Consider the following 18,248-nt stretch of genomic DNA (forward strand, 5'->3'; position numbering starts at 1 on the left):
CATGGGCCTTCGCCGGACGGGTGTTGTCATCGGGGCCGGTGCCCTCGGAGCCTCCGGTGACGGCCGCGACCGTCACGTCCGTGGCCCCGTGCACGACGGCCCCCGTCACCAGCCAGATCGTGCGTGGTGCTCTTCTCGCCCGCCGTTGCGCGGGTCCCTCTCGGAGTCATGCCTCATCCCTTCTGCGCAACTGATCAGTGGTCGGCGGCGGGCAGCTCGCCGGTGCAGGTGGCGCGGCCGAACTCTCCCATGGCCGTGGCGCGTTGGACGTGCTTGTCGCGGATGGCGAGCGTGCAGGCGGCCTGGCCGCCCTTGTCGTCGAGGACGATGGCGACGACCGGGTCCTTGCCGGTCGGGACGTCGGCCGTCTTCTTCCAGATCGAGAAGAAGCCGAACACCACCCTGGTCTCGTCGCACACCTACGCCTACGACGCCAACGGCAACCAGGCGCAGGACGTCGCGTCCAAGATGAACGCTGACGACCACGGCGCGTACCTGAACTCCACCACGGACTACACCTACGACCCGGTCAACCGGCTCGCCCAGTCCGTGAAGACGGGAACCGGCGCGGGCACCGAGACCTACGTCCACGACAACAACGCCAACGTCGTCACCCAGACGATCAAGAACGTCACAACCAACTACACCTACGACCGCAACCGGCTCCTCAGCTCCAGCATCGGCGCCGCCAGCAACAGCTACAACTACGACCCGTACGGCCGACTGGACACGGTCGTCGCGGGCGGCAAGGTGGTCGAGGACAGGGACTACGACGGCTTCGACCACGTGGTCAAGAACGCCAAGCTGCAGACCGACGGGGTTACGACGAAGACCACCGCCTACGTCTTCGACCCCCTGGACCGCACGGCATCCAAGACGGAGGGCGGCAAGACCACCGACTTCAACTACCTCGGTACCTCCAGCGAGGTTCTCAACGAGGCCGTTGCAGGCGCGGTCACCAAGTCCTACCAGTACAGCCCGTGGGGCGAACGCCTGACGCAGCTGAAGCACAACACCGACGGCAGCGAGGAACTCGGCGTCTACGGCTACAACGGCCACACCGACGTCGAAACCCTCACCGACACCAGCGGTGACACCAAGTCCACCTACGGCTACACCGCCTACGGCACCAACAACGACGCCGAGTTCACCGGCATCGACAAGCCCGACACGGCCCAGCCCGACAAGGAGGCGTACAACCCCTACCGCTTCAACGCCAAGCGCTGGGACGCCGCCAGCGGCACCTACGACATGGGCTTCCGTGACTACAGCCCCGGCCTGAACCGCTTCACCAGCCGGGACATGTACAACGGCGCCCTGGCCGACATGCGGCTGGGATCGGATCCCTTCACGGGGAACCGCTACGCCTTCACCGGCGGCAACCCGATCAGCGGCGTCGAGATCGATGGGCACAACTGGTGCGAAGGTGGCTCATTCTGCCCCTGGGACGACAACTTCGCCGCTGCCTGGGTCGGCACCGTCACGACTGTCGCCGACACGCTTGCCAGCCCCGTGCTCGCCGCAGAGCCGATTCTTCGGGAGAAGTGCCCTGGATGCTTCGGAAGTCCCGGTAACCCCAATGGAGTGGATCTGGGATTCGAATGGGTCGCGGGCACCGGTCCCAAGCATCGGGACTTCGGCGGAAACGACGCCTTCACACAGTCGCTCATGGACCACTACCACGTCCAGCGCGTGCGGGAGATCGCGGCCGACAACATCAACATCGGCAACTACAATCTGGGCGCAACTGTCGCACAGGGAAAGCCGGACAAGGAAACAGGCCTCATACCGAATAACGGCCTGAATCACTCGCTGAACTCCAAGACCGTCTTCATGGACTTCACGTCGAACATGTCCGCGGCGTTCCTGGGTTCCTACAACATGGACTACACGGTCAAGTCCGTCGACAAGGAGGCAGGCACGGCGACCATTCAGTTCCATGTGAGCAACAACAGCACCATGAACTCTGGAACGCATATTGCCCCGGAGCTCGGCGGGTACAGCGAGTGGTGGAGCGAGAACATCGCCAAGCCCCTCAACTCGTACTACGATACGGGGCGTTTCAGCACGAAATCACAGGACATCACGTGGACGGAGACGGTCGACCTCAACGAGGCTCCGTCGCAGTCATCGTCGTCGTCGGAGGAGTCGAGTGGCTTCCTGGACACCGTGACAAGTTGGCTGGGCAGCCTCTTCTGATGGCAGGCTGACGCGTCTTGAAAACGGCGGGGCTGTCCCCGGGGATCCCTGGGGACAGCCCCGCCGCCCGGAGCGACTGGAAGTAGATGGCATGAAGTTCGACGTATTTCGCATCAGTACAAGCCTTGCGACTGCCGCTTTGGCGGTGATCGCCTCGACCGCTTGTGGAGCAATTAAACCTGCCAAACCCGTCCAGGTCCCGGAGGCCGTACATCATTCCGAGTTGGTCGGCCGATGGGACGGGGGGAAGGAATGCGGCTCGCCGCTTCCGGTCATTCGACTGCGCGACGATTACACTTTTACCGCCAATGGTGTTCCGGTCGAGTGGGACGGCCCCGTGCCGGACGCGAAGGTGACGCGCAGTTCAGCCGACGGAAAATGGCATGCGGTCAATAAGGATCCTGGCCTGTCGCCCTATCTGGTGCTTCGTTTCGAGGATCGGAAGGACATTAAGTCTCTGCAATTCACTTTGGATCACGGAAGGCTGCAGATGGATGGGAGTGTCGAGGCGACGGGCGGGGATCCCTATTCCTACCCATGTGACTACAAGCGCACTTCTGCCGACCCCGACTTCGGCCGCTAGCGCGGGTCAGTGAGCCTCTTCCATCCTGTGCTGGAGGGTGAAATGGGCTGGTCAGTGGGTGTGGTGACGAGGCAGGGCCTCCACGAAGCCCCTCACCGGCCTCGGTGAAGACGACCACGTCAGCGTCGACGGCACCCTGATCCCCACCGACCGGATCCGCGCGGACGAGCAGTACTACTCGATGAAGCACCGCAAGCACGGCATGAACGTGCAGGTCATCGCCCGTCCCGACGGCACACCGCTCTGGTTCTCCCGCGCGACGCCCGGCAGGACACACGACCTGACCGCGGCCCGGGCCCACGGCATCGTCCAGGCCTGCCCCACCCGACAGATCCTCGTCCTGGCAGACCGCGCCTATCAGGGCGCCGGCGCCACCTTCCGTACCCCGTACTCCCACCACCGCGAACAGCCCGAGCCGACCGGAAAGGCGCCGGTACCCCATGTAATCGATAGGTGTCGCTGCGACCATCGCGATAGGCGGGCGAGGCGAGGCGGCTGACTGGTGCCGACGGGGCCGAAGGGGTCAGAGAAGTTGCTGCTGGATCCACCAGAAGGCCAGGCCGACGACGCCGGCGCCAAGGGCGTAGGCGGCGCCGCGCAAGGCGCCGGAGAGCAGGGCGTGGCGTCGGCGGCGGATCCATGCGAGTAGGCGGGTCAGTGGGTTGGGCTCCGGTTCACCGGAGTCGTGGCCGTTGGTCTGGTGCACGGTGATGCTTCCTCGTGTGAATGGGTGTCCGGCCGGGCCCGGCGGCGGTGTCTCCTTCCGGCACGCCGGGCTCTGGTGTGGTCGGTCAGCGCTGTGCGGCGAGCTCCTGGATTTGGTCGGGCAGTTCCCGGTCGGGGCGGCAGACGAGTCCGCCGTCGTCCTGTCGGTGCGCGAGGCGTTCGAAGCGCTTCTCCAGGCCGCGGGGGGGCCGGGGGCGGGCGGTGCGGTGGCGGGCGCTGTAGCAGGTGAAGGACTCGAGCCCGTCTATCAGCTCCTCGGTGAACTCCTCAGCGGACCCGTCGAACTCTGCGGGCACGTCGTCCCGCAGTGCGCTCATCTGCTCTTTCCAGAAGGCTGCCTCGCGCGTCTCCCCCATGCTGAGGTGGTGCAGGTACAGGCAGTAGGCGGCGCCGGGGTGTGTGGCGCCGGCGGCGAACTGCCACCAGAACAGTGCGCTCTCGGGGTGGTTGGCCAGGAAGAGAATGCAGGCGAAGACGTGGACGCCGTGTATGTCCACAGCATCGGTCCAGCCGTCGAAGTCGGCCGGGTTGAGCTCGCCGGTTCCGTCGTCGCCGATGAGCTCGGTCAGTTCCTCGACGTGCTCGGCCGCTCCGGCCTCGGTGACGGTCCAGTGGGCGATGAGGGCGAGCCGGTGGCGGGCATGCGAGCTCCGCGGTTCGGTCGCGGTCGGCTCGAGGTAGCCGGCCTCCCGGGCCAGGCGGCGCAGGCCCGCAGCCACGTCGAAGGGGCGGCGCGGCTCCCGGGCGGAGATGTCGGCTTCGGCCAGCCGCTGGTGCCAGATGCTCACTTGGGGTCCTCCTTCGTCCCGTACCGGCTCTGGTAGACGGGGGCGAGCCGCTCGCGGGCCTTGCGGCAGTGGTAGTCGACGGTGCTGGGGGTGACGCCCAGGTACCAGCTGATGCGTGCGGTGTTGTAGTCGAAGATGTAGCGCAGGACGATCACGTCGAACTGGCGCTGGGGGAGCTTGCCGAGCGCCGGGTAGAGGCCGACACCGCTGTCCATCGCGGCGAGCTCCTCGCGGAAGTCCTGGAGCAGCTCGTCGATGACCACGCGGCGCAGGATCGCCCAGGTCTGCTGCTGGAGGTCGGCCTCGGCGAGCAAGGCGTTCCAGTGCCGAAGGATCTCCAGAAACACCCGGTGGACCGCTTCCTCCGCCGCATCGTTGGTGCGCAGGAAGTGCAGTGCGTACGCGTGCCAGGCTTCCTGGTTCATGAGGTAGTGCGCCTGGAAGTCCAGCGGGAGTCTGAGCGGGGCGGCCACGGGACTGCGGCCGTCGTCCTCGCGGACGTCTTCTGACATGAGCCCTCTTCATTGAGGTGGTGGACGGGGTGATCCGGCGCGTACGCCGGTGCCGTTCACTCAACCGGCCGACAGCCCCGAACACGCATGCCTCCATCGACAAAATGTCACGGGAGGGAGCTTCGGAGTCGCGCAGGGTGATCATCGCGACTGGGTGAACGAGGGTGTGACCTGCCGCGATTCGTTGGCTCTCGCAACACCTCGGGGCGCCGCACGTGATGGACGTCACGGGCCGACGAGACGCGGTTCGGCCAGCGCCAACTACCCGATTCAGCCGCGCAGTTGCCCATCCACAGCCAAGGGATCTTGGCAGCCGCGAATCCCGCAGGATGCCCTAGGACGACGCGACGAGGTGTGCGCCGCCGGCGCCATGCTGGATGAGATCACCCCACGGGCGGGGCTCCGTGGTACCGCACCCCGCCTGCTTCGCGTTCCGCCACGTTGATGGTCACCAACTGCCAAGACCTCCCCGCCGGCTGACCTTCACGAGACAGTGCCTGGCTGCGATCCCGACCGGGGCGGCTTCACCGTGGCCCTGGAGGCTCCGCGCGACACGGTCGTTGGCGTCGCTGGGACGGCTGCGGCCGCAACTACGAGCCCGCCGCCTGAGGCGCCCGGATCCCGGAGTCCCGGGCCCCGCGTACCTGCGCCGCCGGCGCCGTCCACTCGTGCCGCGGCGCACGTACCTCCCGGTTCCGAGCCGCCGACCGCCATGTGGACCGCGGGCCGCCATGTGGACCGCCGGCCGCACGGCTCCGAGGCCGGGGCCGGGTGCCGTGCTCCGGGCGGGCCGACGGGCACCGCACCGCGTGCGACGCCCGGCCCGTCGGGCGGGCCGTCGGGCGGGCCGTCGGGCGGGGTCCCCTTTGTCCCGGGCGGGGCGCCCGTGGTTCCCTGACGGTCATGAGCATCACCGTGACCACGTGGTCCCTGGAGCAGACCTCGCCCTCCGATCTGCGCCCCGCCGCCGAGCCCTCGGGGCACGTACGGATCGTGCGCGCCGAGGTCCCCTCGCCGGAGTTCAGCCGCTTCCTCTACACGGCGGTCGGCGGGGACGTCCGCTGGACCGACCGGCTGGGCCTGACCTACGCGCAGTGGGAGGAGACGCTGAACAGGCCGGGGGTCGAGACGTGGGTGGCGTACGAGCGGGGTACACCCGCCGGGTACGTCGAGCTGGAGGCGCAGGAGGAGGGTGCCGTCGAGATCGTCTACTTCGGGCTGATCCCGGCCTTCCGGGGCAGGCGGATCGGCGGTCATCTGCTGTCGTACGGCACCGCTCGCGCCTGGGACCTCGCGGAGCGCTGGCCGGGACGCGCCCCGACGAAGCGGGTCTGGCTGCACACCTGCTCCAAGGACGGCCCGCACGCGATGGACAACTACCTGCGCCGGGGCTTCGCGCTCTTCGACACCAAGCTGGAGGAGGAGCCGGAGGCCGCCACTCCCGGGCCCTGGCCCGGCGCCCTGGGCTGACCCCTGGTCCGCACCCCCGGCCGGGGTCCTCGACCGACGCCGACCCGCCGCCCGGGCCCCGGCGCGGCGCCCCCGGCCTGCCCCGCGGGCCGGCCCCGCAGGCCGACCCCGGGGCCCGGTCAGCACGCGGCGCGCCGGCCGGGCCCGACATCCGAGGCCGAGTGACCGGCCCCACAGTGTCTCGCGATGCAGGACACTCTTGTCCAAATACTGGATAGCGGTGGACTGGGTCCAAAGTCCCGTGACACGCTTCCGTCATGTCTCGAGCTGGAATTGCCTTGGTGAGTCGGCGGCACGTCGACCTCGGCCGCATGTCCAGCGCCATGTGTCGCGCGGCCTGAGTGTCCCCGGGGGCCGATCGGCCCCGGCACCAGTTCCCCCGCGTTCCCTGAGATCCCCGACCTCCGCGCATCGCCGCGCCTACCCGTGAAACGGGCGCGCATGTGCAGGTCAGAGCCGCCCTCCCGTAGTCCCGAAGGACGTAACCGCCATGGCCGCCACCCCCGGAAAGCCCGCCACCGCCACGCCCCGCCGCAAGGCCGGACGCCACCGCGGCGAGGGCCAGTGGGCCGTTGGCCACTTCACGCCCCTGAACGGCAACGAGCAGTTCAAGAAGGACGACGACGGTCTCAATGTGCGGACACGTATTGAGACGATCTACTCCAAGCGCGGATTCGACTCGATCGACCCGAACGACCTCCGCGGCCGTATGCGCTGGTGGGGCCTCTACACCCAGCGCCGGCCCGGGATCGACGGCGGCAAGACCGCGATCCTGGAGCCGGAGGAGCTGGACGACGAGTACTTCATGCTGCGCGTCCGCATCGACGGCGGGCGGCTGACCACCGAGCAGCTGCGCGTCATCGGCGAGATCTCGCAGGAGTTCGCACGCGGTACCGCCGACATCACCGACCGGCAGAACGTCCAGTACCACTGGATCCGCATCGAGGACGTGCCCGAGATCTGGGAGCGGCTGGAGGCCGTCGGCCTGTCCACCACCGAGGCCTGCGGTGACACCCCGCGCGTCATCCTCGGCTCCCCGGTCGCGGGCATCGCGGAGGACGAGATCGTCGACGGCACCCCGGCCATCGACGAGATCCAGCGCCGCATCGTCGGCAACAAGGCCTTCTCCAACCTCCCCCGCAAGTTCAAGTCGGCGATCTCCGGCTCGCCGCTGCTGGACGTGGCGCACGAGATCAACGACATCGCCTTCGTCGGGGTGAACCACCCCGAGCACGGCCCCGGCTTCGACCTGTGGGTGGGCGGCGGCCTCTCCACCAACCCGAAGATCGGCGTCCGGCTGGGCGCCTGGGTGCCGCTGGACGACGTCCCCGACGTCTACGAGGGCGTCATCTCGATCTTCCGCGACTACGGCTACCGCCGGCTGCGCACCCGCGCGCGGCTGAAGTTCCTGGTCGCCGACTGGGGAGCGGAGAAGTTCCGCCGGGTGCTGGAGGACGAGTACCTGGGGCGCCCGCTGACCGACGGCCCGGCGCCGGAGCAGCCCCTGCAGCGCTGGCGCGACCACGTCGGTGTGCACCGGCAGAAGGACGGCCGCTTCTACGTCGGCTTCGCGCCGCGCGTCGGCCGGGTCGACGGCGCGACCCTCACCAAGATCGCCGAGGTGGCGGAGGCGCACGGCTCGGGCCGGGTGCGTACCACCGCCGAACAGAAGATGATCGTCCTCGACGTCGAGGAGTCACAGGTCGAGTCACTGGTGTCCGGGCTGGAGTCGCTGGACCTGCGGGTCACCCCGTCCCCGTTCCGGCGCGGCACGATGGCCTGCACCGGCATCGAGTTCTGCAAGCTGGCCATCGTCGAGACCAAGGCCCGCGGTGCCTCGCTGATCGAGGAACTCGAGCGCCGCATCCCGGAGTTCGACGAGCCGATCACCATCAACATCAACGGCTGCCCCAACGCCTGCGCCCGTATCCAGGTCGCGGACATCGGTCTCAAGGGCCAGCTGGTCCTGGACGAGAACGGCGAGCAGGTGGAGGGCTTCCAGGTGCACCTCGGCGGTGCGCTGGGCCTGGAGGCCGGATTCGGCCGCAAGGTCCGCGGACTGAAGGTCACCGCGGCGGAACTCCCCGACTACGTCGAGCGCGTGCTGGGACGTTTCCAGGGGGAGCGCGAGGACGGCGAGCGCTTCGCCGCCTGGGTGGCTCGCGCCGGCGAGGAGTCACTCTCATGAGCGACGCACGCGCGGCCACCGCCCCGCAGCCGACCGACAAAGCCGCACCCCCGCGCCGCGCGGGCGGAGAAGCGAAACGGGATGCACGGTTGAGCGACGCACGCGCGGCCACCGCCCCGCAGCCGACCGACAAAGCCGCACCCCCGCGCCGCGCGGGCGGAGAAGCGAAACGGGATGCACGGTTGAGCGACGCACGCGCGGCCACCGCCCCGCAGCCGACCGACAAAGCCGCACCCCCGCGCCGCGCGGGCGGAGAAGCGAAAGGGGATGCACGGTTGAGCGACGCACGCGCGGCCACCCGGCCGCAGCCGACCGCGAAAGCCGCACCCCCGCGCCGCGCGGGCGGAGAAGCGAAAGGGGATGCACGGTGAGCGAGCGGGCTGCCCCCTTCTACTGCCCCTACTGCGGCGACGAGGACCTTCGTCCGAGCGAGCAGGGCCACGGCGCCTGGGAGTGCGCGTCGTGCAGCAGGGCCTTCCATCTGAAGTTCCTCGGGCTGCTCGCCCGCGGGGTTCGGCGCAACGACGACGGAGGGGACGCGATATGACGGCGGTACGGACCGGCGAGGAGCTCAGGTCGCTGGCCGAGTCGGCCGGGCGGGACCTCGAGGAGGCGTCCGCCCTCGACATCCTGACGTGGGCGGCGGACACCTTCGGCCCGCGCTTCTGCGTCACGTCCTCCATGGAGGACGCGGTCGTGGCCCATCTGGCATCGCGCGCTTTCCCCGGGGTCGACGTGGTCTTCCTGGACACCGGCTACCACTTCCCCGAGACCATCGGCACGCGTGACGCGGTCGGGGCCGTGATGGACGTCAACCTCATCACGCTCACCCCGCGCCGGTCGGTAGCCGAGCAGGACGCCGAGCACGGCCCGCGGCTGCACGACCGCGACCCCGACCTGTGCTGCGCGCTGCGCAAGGTCAAGCCTCTCGAGGAGGGCCTCACCGCCTACGACGCTTGGGCGACCGGGCTACGCCGCGACGAGTCCCCGACCCGGGCGGGCACCCCCGTCGTCGGCTGGGACGAGAAGCGGCAGAAGGTCAAGGTCTCGCCGATCGCCCGCTGGACACAGGCGGATGTGGACGCCTACGTCGCCGAACACGGCGTCCTCACCAACCCGCTGCTCATGGACGGTTACGCCTCGGTGGGCTGCGCACCCTGCACCCGGCGGGTGCTGGAGGGCGAGGACGCGCGAGCCGGCCGCTGGGCGGGCCGCGCCAAGACCGAGTGCGGGCTGCACGGCTGATGACGGCACCCGCGACCACAGCAGACCATTCGACCGAACCGACCCTGAACCAACGGGAGATGCACGTGACTGGGGCCACGATCTGGCTCACCGGACTGCCGAGCGCGGGCAAGACCACCATCGCGTACGAGCTGGCGAGCCGGCTGCGCGGCGGGAGCCGGCGCGTCGAGGTGCTCGACGGCGACGAGATCCGCGAGTTCCTGTCCGCGGGTCTCGGCTTCAGCCGTGAGGACCGGCACACCAACGTCCAGCGGATCGGTTTCGTCGCCGAACTGCTGGCGTCCAACGGTGTGACGGTCCTGGTGCCGGTGATCGCCCCGTACGCGGACAGCCGCGAGGCCGTCCGCAAGCGGCACGGGGCCGAGGGCACGCCGTACGTGGAGGTGCACGTGGCGACCCCGGTCGACGTGTGCGCGGTGCGCGACGTCAAGGGCCTGTACGCCCGGCAGGCGGCCGGCGAGATCAGCGGCCTGACCGGGGTGGACGACCCCTACGAGGCACCGGAGTCCCCGGACCTGCGGATCGAGTCGCACACCCAGACCGTGCAGGAGTCGGCGCAGGCGCTGCACGCGCTGCTCATCGAGAGGGGACTGGCATGACGACCAGCATCGACGTCGTGGACGGGAGCACGGACAGCCCGTACGCGCTGACGCATCTGGACGCGCTCGAGTCCGAGGCGGTGCACATCTTCCGCGAGGTGGCGGGCGAGTTCGAGCGGCCGGTGGTCCTCTTCTCCGGCGGCAAGGACTCCATCGTCATGCTGCATCTCGCGCTGAAGGCGTTCGCTCCCTCGGCGATCCCGTTCTCGCTGCTGCACGTGGACACGGGGCACAACTTCCCCGAGGTCATCGAGTACCGGGACCGTGTGGTCGCACAACACGGTCTGCGGCTCCATGTGGCCTCCGTGCAGGACTACATCGACCGCGGTGTGCTCCGCGAGCGCCCCGACGGCACCCGCAACCCGCTGCAGACCGTGCCGCTGACGGAGGCCATCCAGCAGCACCGCTTCGACGCCGTGTTCGGCGGCGGGCGGCGCGACGAGGAGAAGGCCCGGGCCAAGGAGCGGGTGTTCTCGCTGCGCGACGAGTTCTCCCAGTGGGACCCGCGGCGCCAGCGCCCCGAGCTGTGGCAGCTCTACAACGGCCGCCACGCGCCCGGTGAGCACGTCCGGGTGTTCCCCCTCTCCAACTGGACCGAGCTGGACGTCTGGCAGTACATCCAGCGCGAGCGGATCGAGCTGCCGGAGATCTACTTCGCCCACGAGCGGGAGGTCTTCGCCCGCAACGGGATGTGGCTGACCGCCGGTGACTGGGGCGGCCCGAAGGACGGCGAGACGCCCGAGAAGCGGCTGATCCGCTACCGCACCGTCGGCGACATGTCCTGCACGGGCGCCGTCGACTCCGACGCGACCACGCTGGACGCCGTGATCGCCGAGATCGCCGCCTCCCGGCTCACCGAGCGGGGCGCGACCCGCGCCGACGACAAGCTGTCCGAGGCCGCGATGGAAGACCGCAAGCGCGAAGGGTACTTCTAGACATGACCAGCTCCACCGAGCAGTCGGCCGAGCAGTCGTCGGCCACCACCCTGCTGCGCTTCGCCACCGCCGGGTCCGTCGACGACGGCAAGTCCACCCTGGTGGGCCGGCTGCTGCACGACTCCAAGTCGGTGCTCGCCGACCAGCTGGAGGCCGTCGAGCACGCCTCCCGCTCCCGCGGCCAGGAGGCTCCCGACCTGGCGCTGCTCACCGACGGTCTGCGGGCCGAGCGGGAGCAGGGAATCACGATCGACGTGGCGTACCGCTACTTCGCCACCCCCCGGCGGCGGTTCATCCTGGCCGACACCCCGGGGCACGTGCAGTACACCCGGAACATGGTCACGGGCGCCTCGACGGCCGAGCTGACGGTGATCCTCGTCGACGCCCGCAACGGTGTGGTCGAGCAGACCCGCCGGCACGCCGCGATCGCCGCGCTGCTGCGCGTGCCGCACGTCGTCCTCGCCGTGAACAAGATGGACCTGGTGGGCTACGAGGAGTCCGTCTTCGCCGCGATCGCCGAGGAGTTCACGGCGTACGCGAGCGAGCTGGGCGTCCCGGAGATCACCGCGATCCCGATCTCGGCGCTGTCCGGCGACAACGTGGTGGACGCCTCCGCGAACATGGACTGGTACGGCGGCCCGACGGTGCTGGAGCACCTGGAGACCGTGCCGGTGAGCCACGATCTGACCAGCTGCCACGCGCGCTTCCCGGTGCAGTACGTGATCCGTCCGCAGACCGCCGAGCACCCGGACTACCGCGGCTACGCGGGCCAGATCGCCGCCGGCACGTTCCGCGTCGGCGAGGGCGTGACCGTGCTGCCGTCGGGCCGGACGTCGCGGATCGCGGGGATCGACCTGCTGGGCGAGCCGGTGGACGTCGCCTGGACCCCGCAGTCGGTGACGCTGCTGCTGGAGGACGACATCGACGTCTCCCGCGGCGACATCGTCGTACCGAGCGACGACGCGCCCGCGACGACGCAGGACGTCGAGGCCACGGTCTGCCATGTCGCCGACACTCCGCTCACCGTGGGCGCGCGGGTGCTGCTGAAGCACACCACCCGCACGGTGAAGGCGATCGTGAAGGAGATCCCGTCGCGGCTGACGCTCGACGACCTGTCCCAGCACCCGGCTCCCGGGCAGCTGGTGGCCAATGACATCGGCAGGGTCCGGGTCCGCACCGCCGAGCCGCTGGCGCTCGACGCCTACGCGCACTCCCGCCGTACCGGGTCCTTCCTGCTCATCGACCCGGCGGACGGTACGACCCTGGCGGCCGGGATGGCGGGCGAGTCCTTCGCCACCGCCGGGGCCGCGCCGGCCCGGGACGACGAGGGGTGGGACTTCTGATGACGATCGACGCGTACGCGACCTTCGCCAAGGAGGGCGGCCGCGTGGGCAGCGGTGTGCTCGGCGCGGGTTCGGGAGGTGTCACGCGATGTGTCCGATGACCGGCGCGACACGCCGACCGCATCCCGGACGAAGACACCGACCTGCCGACGTCCCGGCCGCGTCCCGTACCAACCGGAACCACCGGGGGACGTGAGCCCGGGCCCCCGAGAGGAAAAGCCTCCCGTGCCTGCATCCCGTACGACCCTGCGCCGCGGTCTCGCCGCCGCCCTGCTCCCCCTGCTGGCCGTCGCGGCCACCTCCTGCGGCTACGGTTCCCAGGCCAAGGACGGCGGGAGGCCCGTGGTGGCCGCCGAGGGCAGGAAGCTCTCCGCCGACACCGTCCGCGTCGGCTACCTCCCGAACCTGACCCACGCCACCGCTCTCGTCGGCGTCCAGGAGGGGATCATCCAGAAGGAGCTCGGCGGCACCAGGCTCGCACCGCAGGCCTTCAACGCGGGCCCGTCCGTGATCGAGGCCCTCAACGGCGGCTCCCTCGACATCGGCTTCATCGGCCCCTCGCCGGCCGTCAACGGGTACGTGAAGTCCAAGGGCAGGAACCTGCGGATCGTCTCCGGTTCCGCGTCCGGCGGCGTGAAGCTCGTCGTCAACCCGGACCGGATCAGGACCCTGGACGACGTCGAGGGCAAGCGGATCGCCACCCCGCAGAAGGGCAACACCCAGGACGTCGCGTTCCTGAACTGGGCCTCCGGGAAGGGCTGGAAGGTCGACGCGGAGAGCGGCGAGGGCGACGTCTCCGTGGTCCGCACGGACAACAAGGTCACCCCGGGCGCCTACGAGTCCGGCTCCGTCGACGGGGCCTGGGTGCCGGAGCCGACCGCCTCCAAGCTGGTCTCCGAGGGCGCGAGGGTCCTCCTCGACGAGACGGCGCTGTGGCCCGGCGGGAAGTTCGTGACCACGAACGTCATCGTGTCGCAGACGTTCCTGAAGGAGCACCCGGACGTCGTCGAGGCCGTGCTCCGCGGCACGGTGAGGACGAACGCGTGGATCAACGCCAACCCGGAGAAGGCCAAGGCGTCCGCCAACGCGGCCCTGAAGACCGAGACCGGCAAGGCGCTCCCCCCGGAGGTCATCGACCCGGCCTGGCCGAGCATCCGGATCACGGACGACCCGCTGGCCGCCACGCTCAGGACCCAGTCCGAGTGGGCGGTGAGGGCCGAGCTCATCGACGAGCCCGACCTGAACGGCATCTACGACCTGACGCTGCTGAACAAGGTGCTGAAGGCCGAGGGCAGGCCCGGGGTCGCCGACGCCGGCCTCGGCGCGAAGTAGGCACACGAGTACCCGAACCGAACGTTCCCAGGAGGTGACGACCATGGCCACCACATTCGCCGAGGCCGCCGAGGACACCACCGCGGTGTCGCACGCCGCCAGGATCGAGCACGTCTCGAAGTCCTTCTCCGGTCCGGCCGGATCGCAGCTCGTCCTCGACGACATCAGTCTCGATGTCGCCGCCGGCGAGTTCGTCACCATCCTGGGGGCTTCGGGATGCGGCAAGTCCACGCTGCTCAACCTGGTCGCGGGGCTGGACCGGCCGAGCGCCGGGTCCATCGAGACGCCCGGCGGGCGGCCCGCCCTGATGTTCCAGGAGCACGCCCTCTTCCCGTGGCTGACCGCGGGCAAGAACATCGAACTGGCCCTGAGGCTGCGCGGGGTCCCCAAGGCCGGGCGCCGTACCGAGGCCGAGCGGCTGCTGGAGCTGGTCCGGCTCGGCGGCGCGCACGGCAAGCGCGTCCACGAGCTGTCCGGCGGCATGCGCCAGCGGGTCGCCCTGGCCCGGGCGCTCGCGCAGGACAGCGATCTGCTGCTGATGGACGAGCCGTTCGCGGCGCTCGACGCCATCACGCGTGACGTGCTGCACGGCGAGCTGACCCGGATCTGGCGCGAGACGAACGTGTCGGTCCTCTTCGTCACGCACAACGTCCGCGAGGCGGTGCGGCTCGCCCAGCGCGTGGTCCTGCTGTCCTCACGGCCCGGCCGGGTGGCCCGCGAGTGGGCCGTGGACATCCCGCAGCCGCGCCGTATCGAGGACGCCGCCGTGGCGGAGCTGTCCGTCGAGATCACTGAACAACTGCGTGGGGAGATCCGCCGACATGGCCAGCACTGAAGTCCGCGACGGCGTCACGAAGGCGGGCACGTCCCCCGCCGGGCGCGACGACCTCGCCGGTCTCGAGGCCGGCCTGGACGCGCTCGACGCCGTCGAGATCCGCCGCACGCCGGTGCGCGAGCTCCTCGTGAAGAAGGTCGTGCCGCCGGTTGTGGCGGTCGCCCTCGTCCTCGCGGTGTGGCAGGTCCTGGTCTCGGCCCAGGTCACGACCGAGGACAAACTGCCCGCGCCGTCCGCGGTGTGGACGGGCCTGTCCGACATGTGGCTGCAGGGCACCCTGTTCGACGTCATCTGGACCAGCGTGTCGCGCGGTCTGTTCGGCTTCCTGCTGGCCCTCGCCATCGGTACCCCGCTCGGTCTGCTCGTGGCGCGGGTGAAGTTCGTCCGTGCCGCGATCGGCCCGATCCTGTCCGGCCTGCAGTCGCTGCCGTCGGTGGCGTGGGTGCCGCCGGCCGTCATCTGGCTGGGCCTGAACGACTCGATGATGTACGCGGTGATCCTGCTCGGCGCGGTGCCGTCGATCGCGAACGGACTCGTGTCCGGCGTCGACCAGGTGCCCCCGCTGTTCCTGCGGGCCGGACGGACCCTCGGCGCCACCGGGCTGAAGGGCACCTGGCACATCGTCATGCCGGCCGCCCTGCCGGGCTATCTGGCGGGACTGAAGCAGGGCTGGGCCTTCTCCTGGCGCTCGCTGATGGCGGCGGAGATCATCGCCTCCTCCCCCGACCTGGGCCTCGGCCTCGGCCAGCTGCTGGAGAACGGCCGCAACAACATCGACATGCCCGGCGTGTTCCTCGCGATCCTCCTGATCCTGATCGTCGGCATCGCCGTCGACCTGCTCGTCTTCAGCCCGCTGGAGCGCTGGGTGCTCCGCAGCCGCGGGCTTCTCGTCAGGAGCTGAGCTGATCACCGTGCACCGACCTCACCGCCCCGCGCGCCCTCACCGGCCGGCCCTTCTCGTCGTCGCCCACGGAAGCCGCGATCCGCGCCACGCGGCGACCGTGCACGCCCTCGTACGGCACATCCGGTCGCAGGAGCCCGAGCTGCGGGTCGGCACGGCGTTCCTGGACTTCAACGCGCCGTCCGTGCCGCAGGTCCTGGAGCGGATGGCGAACGACGGGGTGGGGGACGTGGTCGCGCTGCCGCTGCTGCTGACCCGCGCCTTCCACGCGAAGTCGGACATCCCGTCGGTGCTGAACGAGGCGCGGGCGAGGCATCCGCGGCTCCGCATCACCCAGGCGGACGTACTCGGCCCGTCCCCCCTCCTGCTGGACGCGGTCGAACAGCGGCTGTACGAGGCCGGGCTGACCCCGGCCGACAAGAGCTCGACCGGGGTCGTCCTGGCCTCTGCGGGCTCCTCCGACCCGGAGGCGATGGCAGTGATCGCTGACATGGCGCGGGAGCTGCGGCACACCGGTTGGTGCGCCGTGCGGCCCGCGTTCGCCTCCGCCGTCACCGCCGGGAGCCCACCCCGTCCCGAGGACGCGGTGCGGGCACTGCGGGCCGAAGGAGTGGCCCGGGTGGCCGTGGCACCGTACGTCATCGCCCCGGGCCGGCTGCCCGACCGGATCGCGGACGGCGCCCGGTCGGCGGGAGCCGAGGTACTGGCCGGCGTCCTCGGCCCGTCGCCGGAGCTGGCCCGGCTGATGCTGCGCCGGTACGACGAGGCCCGGCCGGCACGCCGCCTCGCCGCCGCGGGCTGAGCGTCCGCTTCCGGCGGGCCTTACGCGCCCCTGCGGCCGGGCACGGGCGGCGGTTCGGACGTCGACCGGCCCGGTGCGCCGCGACCCCGGGTGTCCGGCCCGGCGCGCCGCGGGCCCCCCGGGGTGTCCGGCTCGGCTCGTTCCTGGCTCGGCGTTTCCGTGCTGGGCGCGCCGCACGCTCGGCGCGGGTCTGGCTTCCCCCTGCGCCGCACGCTCAGTGCGGGTCGAGCTTCCCCCTGCCCCGCACGCTCAGTGCGTACCCGGCCCGCGCGCTGCACACGCTCCGTGCGGGTCGAGCTTCCCCCTGCCCCGCACGTTCAGTGCGTACCCGGCCCGGCGCGCCGCACGCTCGGCGCGGGTCTGGCTTCCCCCTGCGCCGCACGCTCAGTGCGGGTCGAGCTTCCCCCTGCCCCGCACGCTCAGTGCGTACCCGGCCCGCGCGCTGCACACGCTCCGTGCGGGTCGAGCTTCCCCCTGCCCCGCACGTTCAGTGCGGGTCGAGCTTCCCCGTGCGGGTGCGCTTCAGCTCGAAGAAGTCGGGGTGCCTCGCGAGCACGCGGAAGCTGTCGAAGAGCCGCCCCGCCTCCTCGCCCCGGGGCACGGAGTTGAGGACGGGCCCGAACCAGACGGCTCCGTCCACATGAAGGGTGGGAGTGCCGACGTATCCGTCCCCCGCCGGGTCCTTCCCGGCGTCATGGCTGCGGCGCACCGCGTCGTCGTGGCCCGGGTCGTGCGCGGCACCGGCGAGTGCGGCGGGAAGTCCCGTCTCCGCCAGCGACGCGGCGATCACGGTGTCGAAGTCCTCGGCCTTCTGCCGGTGGATACGGGTGCCCATGGCGGTGTAGAGGTCGCGCAGGACGTGCTCGCCGTGCTGCTCGGCGGCGGCGACCGCGACGCGCACCGGTCCGATGGAGCGGTCGACCAGGTCCCGGTACCAGTCGGGGAGTTCGTTCCCGACGTTGTGCAGGAACAGACTCATCGCGTGGAAGCGGACGTCGACCGGGCGCCGGCGCTCCACCTCCAGCATCCAGCGCGAGGTGATCCAGGCGAAGGGACAGGCGGGGTCGAACCAGAAGTCGACGGTGGTGCGGTGCGCGTCGGCGCGGCGCTCGGTGGGCTTGGTCATGGCTGTGAGCCTAGGACCGGGGTGTCCCGTCCACCCGGGCCAATGGACGCCGGTTCTCCTGGGCCATTCGCCGCTGCCGGCCCGGCCGTTCAGCCTGACGGTGCGGTGGACGCGCGGCCGTTCAGCCCTGAGGGTGCGGTGGACGGACCTCCAGGAAGCGGCGCCGGTTCCGACCCCGGTACAGCAGGGCGTCCCAGCCGAGGCGTTGCAGGACCCCGGCGCAGTCGGCGAGGGCGCTCTCCTCCTCGCCGGCGGCCCGGCTGCCGTGGGGTCCGAGCCACTCGACCGTGACCGTGCCCGGTTCGTCCGGGGCCGGGCCCACCCGGTATCCGGTGGCCACCCGCTGCCCGGAATCGGCGTCGACGGCGGAGGGGGCGATACCGGCCGCCTCCAGCGCGAGGGCCACGGCACGGACCATCCGGCCCCGTTCCCAGGGTGCGGGCACCGACTCGGGGTCGGTAGCGCCGGTGTTGGTCAGCCGCCGTATCTGCAGCATGCCTTCGAAGACGCCCCGCACCTCGGCGGCCCGTGCCCGTGCCTCGCGCGTGCCGCCCGGGCGCGGCGGTCCGTCACCGTCGTCGTACATGGGACCGACGATAGGGCGCGGCACCGACAGGCACCTGCCCGCCCGGGAGCTTGTCCGGAAGTCCGCCCGGTGTGCGCC

At 70.6% G+C, this 18,248-nt stretch carries 19 protein-coding genes and 2 pseudogenes; 15 read left to right on the top strand and 6 right to left on the bottom strand.

Going from position 1 to position 18,248, the window contains the following annotated elements; translation table 11 throughout:
• Positions 1-194 precede the first annotated feature (194 nt).
• A complete protein-coding gene (locus FEF34_RS42685; protein ID WP_234042320.1) occupies positions 195-398 on the bottom strand; it encodes a hypothetical protein in 204 nt (67 codons plus the stop codon).
• Between FEF34_RS42685 and FEF34_RS43890 the strand changes: the two are divergent.
• The 3 genes and pseudogenes from FEF34_RS43890 to FEF34_RS07755 all read left to right on the top strand — a co-directional run.
• Positions 382-2,199, top strand: a pseudogene (locus FEF34_RS43890) (RHS repeat-associated core domain-containing protein); the annotation flags it as partial. The gene FEF34_RS42685 and the pseudogene FEF34_RS43890 overlap by 17 nt on opposite strands.
• A gap of 91 nt (positions 2,200-2,290) precedes the next feature.
• Positions 2,291-2,782 carry a hypothetical protein gene (locus FEF34_RS07750; RefSeq protein ID WP_138052469.1) on the top strand — a complete coding sequence of 164 codons (492 nt, stop codon included), beginning with the start codon at positions 2,291-2,293 and terminating at the stop codon, positions 2,780-2,782.
• 75 nt (positions 2,783-2,857) lie between these two features.
• Positions 2,858-3,197: pseudogene (locus FEF34_RS07755) on the top strand (transposase family protein); the annotation flags it as partial.
• Between the two features lie 108 nt (positions 3,198-3,305).
• Here the strand turns inward: FEF34_RS07755 and FEF34_RS07760 are convergent.
• From FEF34_RS07760 to FEF34_RS07770, 3 genes are all read right to left on the bottom strand, one after another.
• Entirely contained in the window at positions 3,306-3,488 is a 183-nt protein-coding gene (locus tag FEF34_RS07760; protein WP_138052470.1) for a hypothetical protein, read from the bottom strand.
• Positions 3,489-3,573: 85 nt separating this feature from the next.
• The gene (locus FEF34_RS07765) at positions 3,574-4,296 is read right to left on the bottom strand and encodes a hypothetical protein (protein ID WP_138052471.1); all 723 of its coding nucleotides are present in this window, start codon (positions 4,294-4,296) and stop codon (positions 3,574-3,576) included.
• Positions 4,293-4,808 carry an RNA polymerase sigma factor gene (locus FEF34_RS07770; protein ID WP_138052472.1) on the bottom strand — a complete coding sequence of 172 codons (516 nt, stop codon included), beginning with the start codon at positions 4,806-4,808 and terminating at the stop codon, positions 4,293-4,295. The genes FEF34_RS07765 and FEF34_RS07770 overlap by 4 nt, the downstream gene beginning before the upstream one ends.
• A gap of 903 nt (positions 4,809-5,711) precedes the next feature.
• Here FEF34_RS07770 and FEF34_RS07775 point away from each other — a divergent pair.
• The 12 genes from FEF34_RS07775 (at position 5,712) to FEF34_RS07825 (ending at position 16,458) form a co-directional block, all read left to right on the top strand.
• Positions 5,712-6,278: a GNAT family N-acetyltransferase gene (locus tag FEF34_RS07775; RefSeq protein WP_138052473.1), complete on the top strand. Its 567-nt coding sequence runs from the start codon at positions 5,712-5,714 to the stop codon at positions 6,276-6,278.
• A gap of 257 nt (positions 6,279-6,535) precedes the next feature.
• Positions 6,536-6,619: a putative leader peptide gene (locus tag FEF34_RS43895; RefSeq protein WP_325063666.1), complete on the top strand. Its 84-nt coding sequence runs from the start codon at positions 6,536-6,538 to the stop codon at positions 6,617-6,619.
• Between the two features lie 149 nt (positions 6,620-6,768).
• A complete protein-coding gene (locus tag FEF34_RS07780; protein ID WP_138052474.1) occupies positions 6,769-8,466 on the top strand; it encodes a nitrite/sulfite reductase in 1,698 nt (565 codons plus the stop codon).
• A 367-nt stretch (positions 8,467-8,833) separates the two neighbouring features.
• Positions 8,834-9,013 carry a hypothetical protein gene (locus FEF34_RS07785; protein WP_138052476.1) on the top strand — a complete coding sequence of 60 codons (180 nt, stop codon included), beginning with the start codon at positions 8,834-8,836 and terminating at the stop codon, positions 9,011-9,013.
• Complete coding sequence (locus FEF34_RS07790) at positions 9,010-9,711, top strand: phosphoadenylyl-sulfate reductase (RefSeq protein ID WP_138052478.1); 702 nt, start codon at positions 9,010-9,012, stop codon at positions 9,709-9,711. Before FEF34_RS07785 ends, FEF34_RS07790 begins: the two co-directional genes overlap by 4 nt.
• A 59-nt stretch (positions 9,712-9,770) precedes the next feature.
• The gene (gene cysC, locus FEF34_RS07795) at positions 9,771-10,310 is read left to right on the top strand and encodes an adenylyl-sulfate kinase (protein WP_138052480.1); all 540 of its coding nucleotides are present in this window, start codon (positions 9,771-9,773) and stop codon (positions 10,308-10,310) included.
• Positions 10,307-11,245: a sulfate adenylyltransferase subunit CysD gene (gene cysD, locus FEF34_RS07800; protein WP_138052482.1), complete on the top strand. Its 939-nt coding sequence runs from the start codon at positions 10,307-10,309 to the stop codon at positions 11,243-11,245. The genes cysC and cysD overlap by 4 nt, the downstream gene beginning before the upstream one ends.
• A 2-nt stretch (positions 11,246-11,247) precedes the next feature.
• Complete coding sequence (locus tag FEF34_RS07805) at positions 11,248-12,588, top strand: sulfate adenylyltransferase subunit 1 (RefSeq protein ID WP_138052484.1); 1,341 nt, start codon at positions 11,248-11,250, stop codon at positions 12,586-12,588.
• A gap of 225 nt (positions 12,589-12,813) precedes the next feature.
• Positions 12,814-13,920 (top strand): aliphatic sulfonate ABC transporter substrate-binding protein, encoded by a 1,107-nt coding sequence (locus FEF34_RS07810; protein WP_138052486.1) that lies wholly within the window; start codon positions 12,814-12,816, stop codon positions 13,918-13,920.
• 43 nt (positions 13,921-13,963) lie between these two features.
• The gene (locus FEF34_RS07815; protein WP_171052867.1) at positions 13,964-14,755 is read left to right on the top strand and encodes an ABC transporter ATP-binding protein; all 792 of its coding nucleotides are present in this window, start codon (positions 13,964-13,966) and stop codon (positions 14,753-14,755) included.
• Positions 14,742-15,656 carry an ABC transporter permease gene (locus FEF34_RS07820; RefSeq protein WP_138052490.1) on the top strand — a complete coding sequence of 305 codons (915 nt, stop codon included), beginning with the start codon at positions 14,742-14,744 and terminating at the stop codon, positions 15,654-15,656. Before FEF34_RS07815 ends, FEF34_RS07820 begins: the two co-directional genes overlap by 14 nt.
• Before the next feature lie 10 nt (positions 15,657-15,666).
• Positions 15,667-16,458 (top strand): sirohydrochlorin chelatase, encoded by a 792-nt coding sequence (locus tag FEF34_RS07825; protein WP_138052492.1) that lies wholly within the window; start codon positions 15,667-15,669, stop codon positions 16,456-16,458.
• A gap of 487 nt (positions 16,459-16,945) precedes the next feature.
• On the opposite strand, the gene FEF34_RS07830 is transcribed toward FEF34_RS07825, so the two are convergent.
• Both FEF34_RS07830 and FEF34_RS07835 read right to left on the bottom strand, forming a co-directional pair.
• Positions 16,946-17,584, bottom strand: a complete 639-nt coding sequence (locus FEF34_RS07830; protein ID WP_138052494.1) for a mycothiol-dependent nitroreductase Rv2466c family protein — start codon at positions 17,582-17,584, stop codon at positions 16,946-16,948.
• A 121-nt stretch (positions 17,585-17,705) separates the two neighbouring features.
• Positions 17,706-18,170 carry a hypothetical protein gene (locus FEF34_RS07835; protein ID WP_138052496.1) on the bottom strand — a complete coding sequence of 155 codons (465 nt, stop codon included), beginning with the start codon at positions 18,168-18,170 and terminating at the stop codon, positions 17,706-17,708.
• Positions 18,171-18,248 lie beyond the last annotated feature (78 nt).

The organism is Streptomyces marianii (assembly GCF_005795905.1).
GTDB classification, from domain to species: Bacteria; Actinomycetota; Actinomycetes; order Streptomycetales; family Streptomycetaceae; genus Streptomyces; species Streptomyces marianii.

Coding starts and splice junctions, on each gene's coding strand:
- FEF34_RS07770 (WP_138052472.1), bottom strand. CDS start 4,808: ATGTCAGAAGACGTCCGCGAGGACGACGGCCGCAGTCCCGTGGCCGCC.
- FEF34_RS07820 (WP_138052490.1), top strand. CDS start 14,742: ATGGCCAGCACTGAAGTCCGCGACGGCGTCACGAAGGCGGGCACGTCC.
- FEF34_RS07835 (WP_138052496.1), bottom strand. CDS start 18,170: ATGTACGACGACGGTGACGGACCGCCGCGCCCGGGCGGCACGCGCGAG.
- cysC (WP_138052480.1), top strand. CDS start 9,771: ATGCACGTGACTGGGGCCACGATCTGGCTCACCGGACTGCCGAGCGCG.
- cysD (WP_138052482.1), top strand. CDS start 10,307: ATGACGACCAGCATCGACGTCGTGGACGGGAGCACGGACAGCCCGTAC.
- FEF34_RS07790 (WP_138052478.1), top strand. CDS start 9,010: ATGACGGCGGTACGGACCGGCGAGGAGCTCAGGTCGCTGGCCGAGTCG.
- FEF34_RS07815 (WP_171052867.1), top strand. CDS start 13,964: ATGGCCACCACATTCGCCGAGGCCGCCGAGGACACCACCGCGGTGTCG.
- FEF34_RS07780 (WP_138052474.1), top strand. CDS start 6,769: ATGGCCGCCACCCCCGGAAAGCCCGCCACCGCCACGCCCCGCCGCAAG.
- FEF34_RS07830 (WP_138052494.1), bottom strand. CDS start 17,584: ATGACCAAGCCCACCGAGCGCCGCGCCGACGCGCACCGCACCACCGTC.
- FEF34_RS07750 (WP_138052469.1), top strand. CDS start 2,291: ATGAAGTTCGACGTATTTCGCATCAGTACAAGCCTTGCGACTGCCGCT.
- FEF34_RS07775 (WP_138052473.1), top strand. CDS start 5,712: ATGAGCATCACCGTGACCACGTGGTCCCTGGAGCAGACCTCGCCCTCC.
- FEF34_RS07805 (WP_138052484.1), top strand. CDS start 11,248: ATGACCAGCTCCACCGAGCAGTCGGCCGAGCAGTCGTCGGCCACCACC.
- FEF34_RS43895 (WP_325063666.1), top strand. CDS start 6,536: ATGTCTCGAGCTGGAATTGCCTTGGTGAGTCGGCGGCACGTCGACCTC.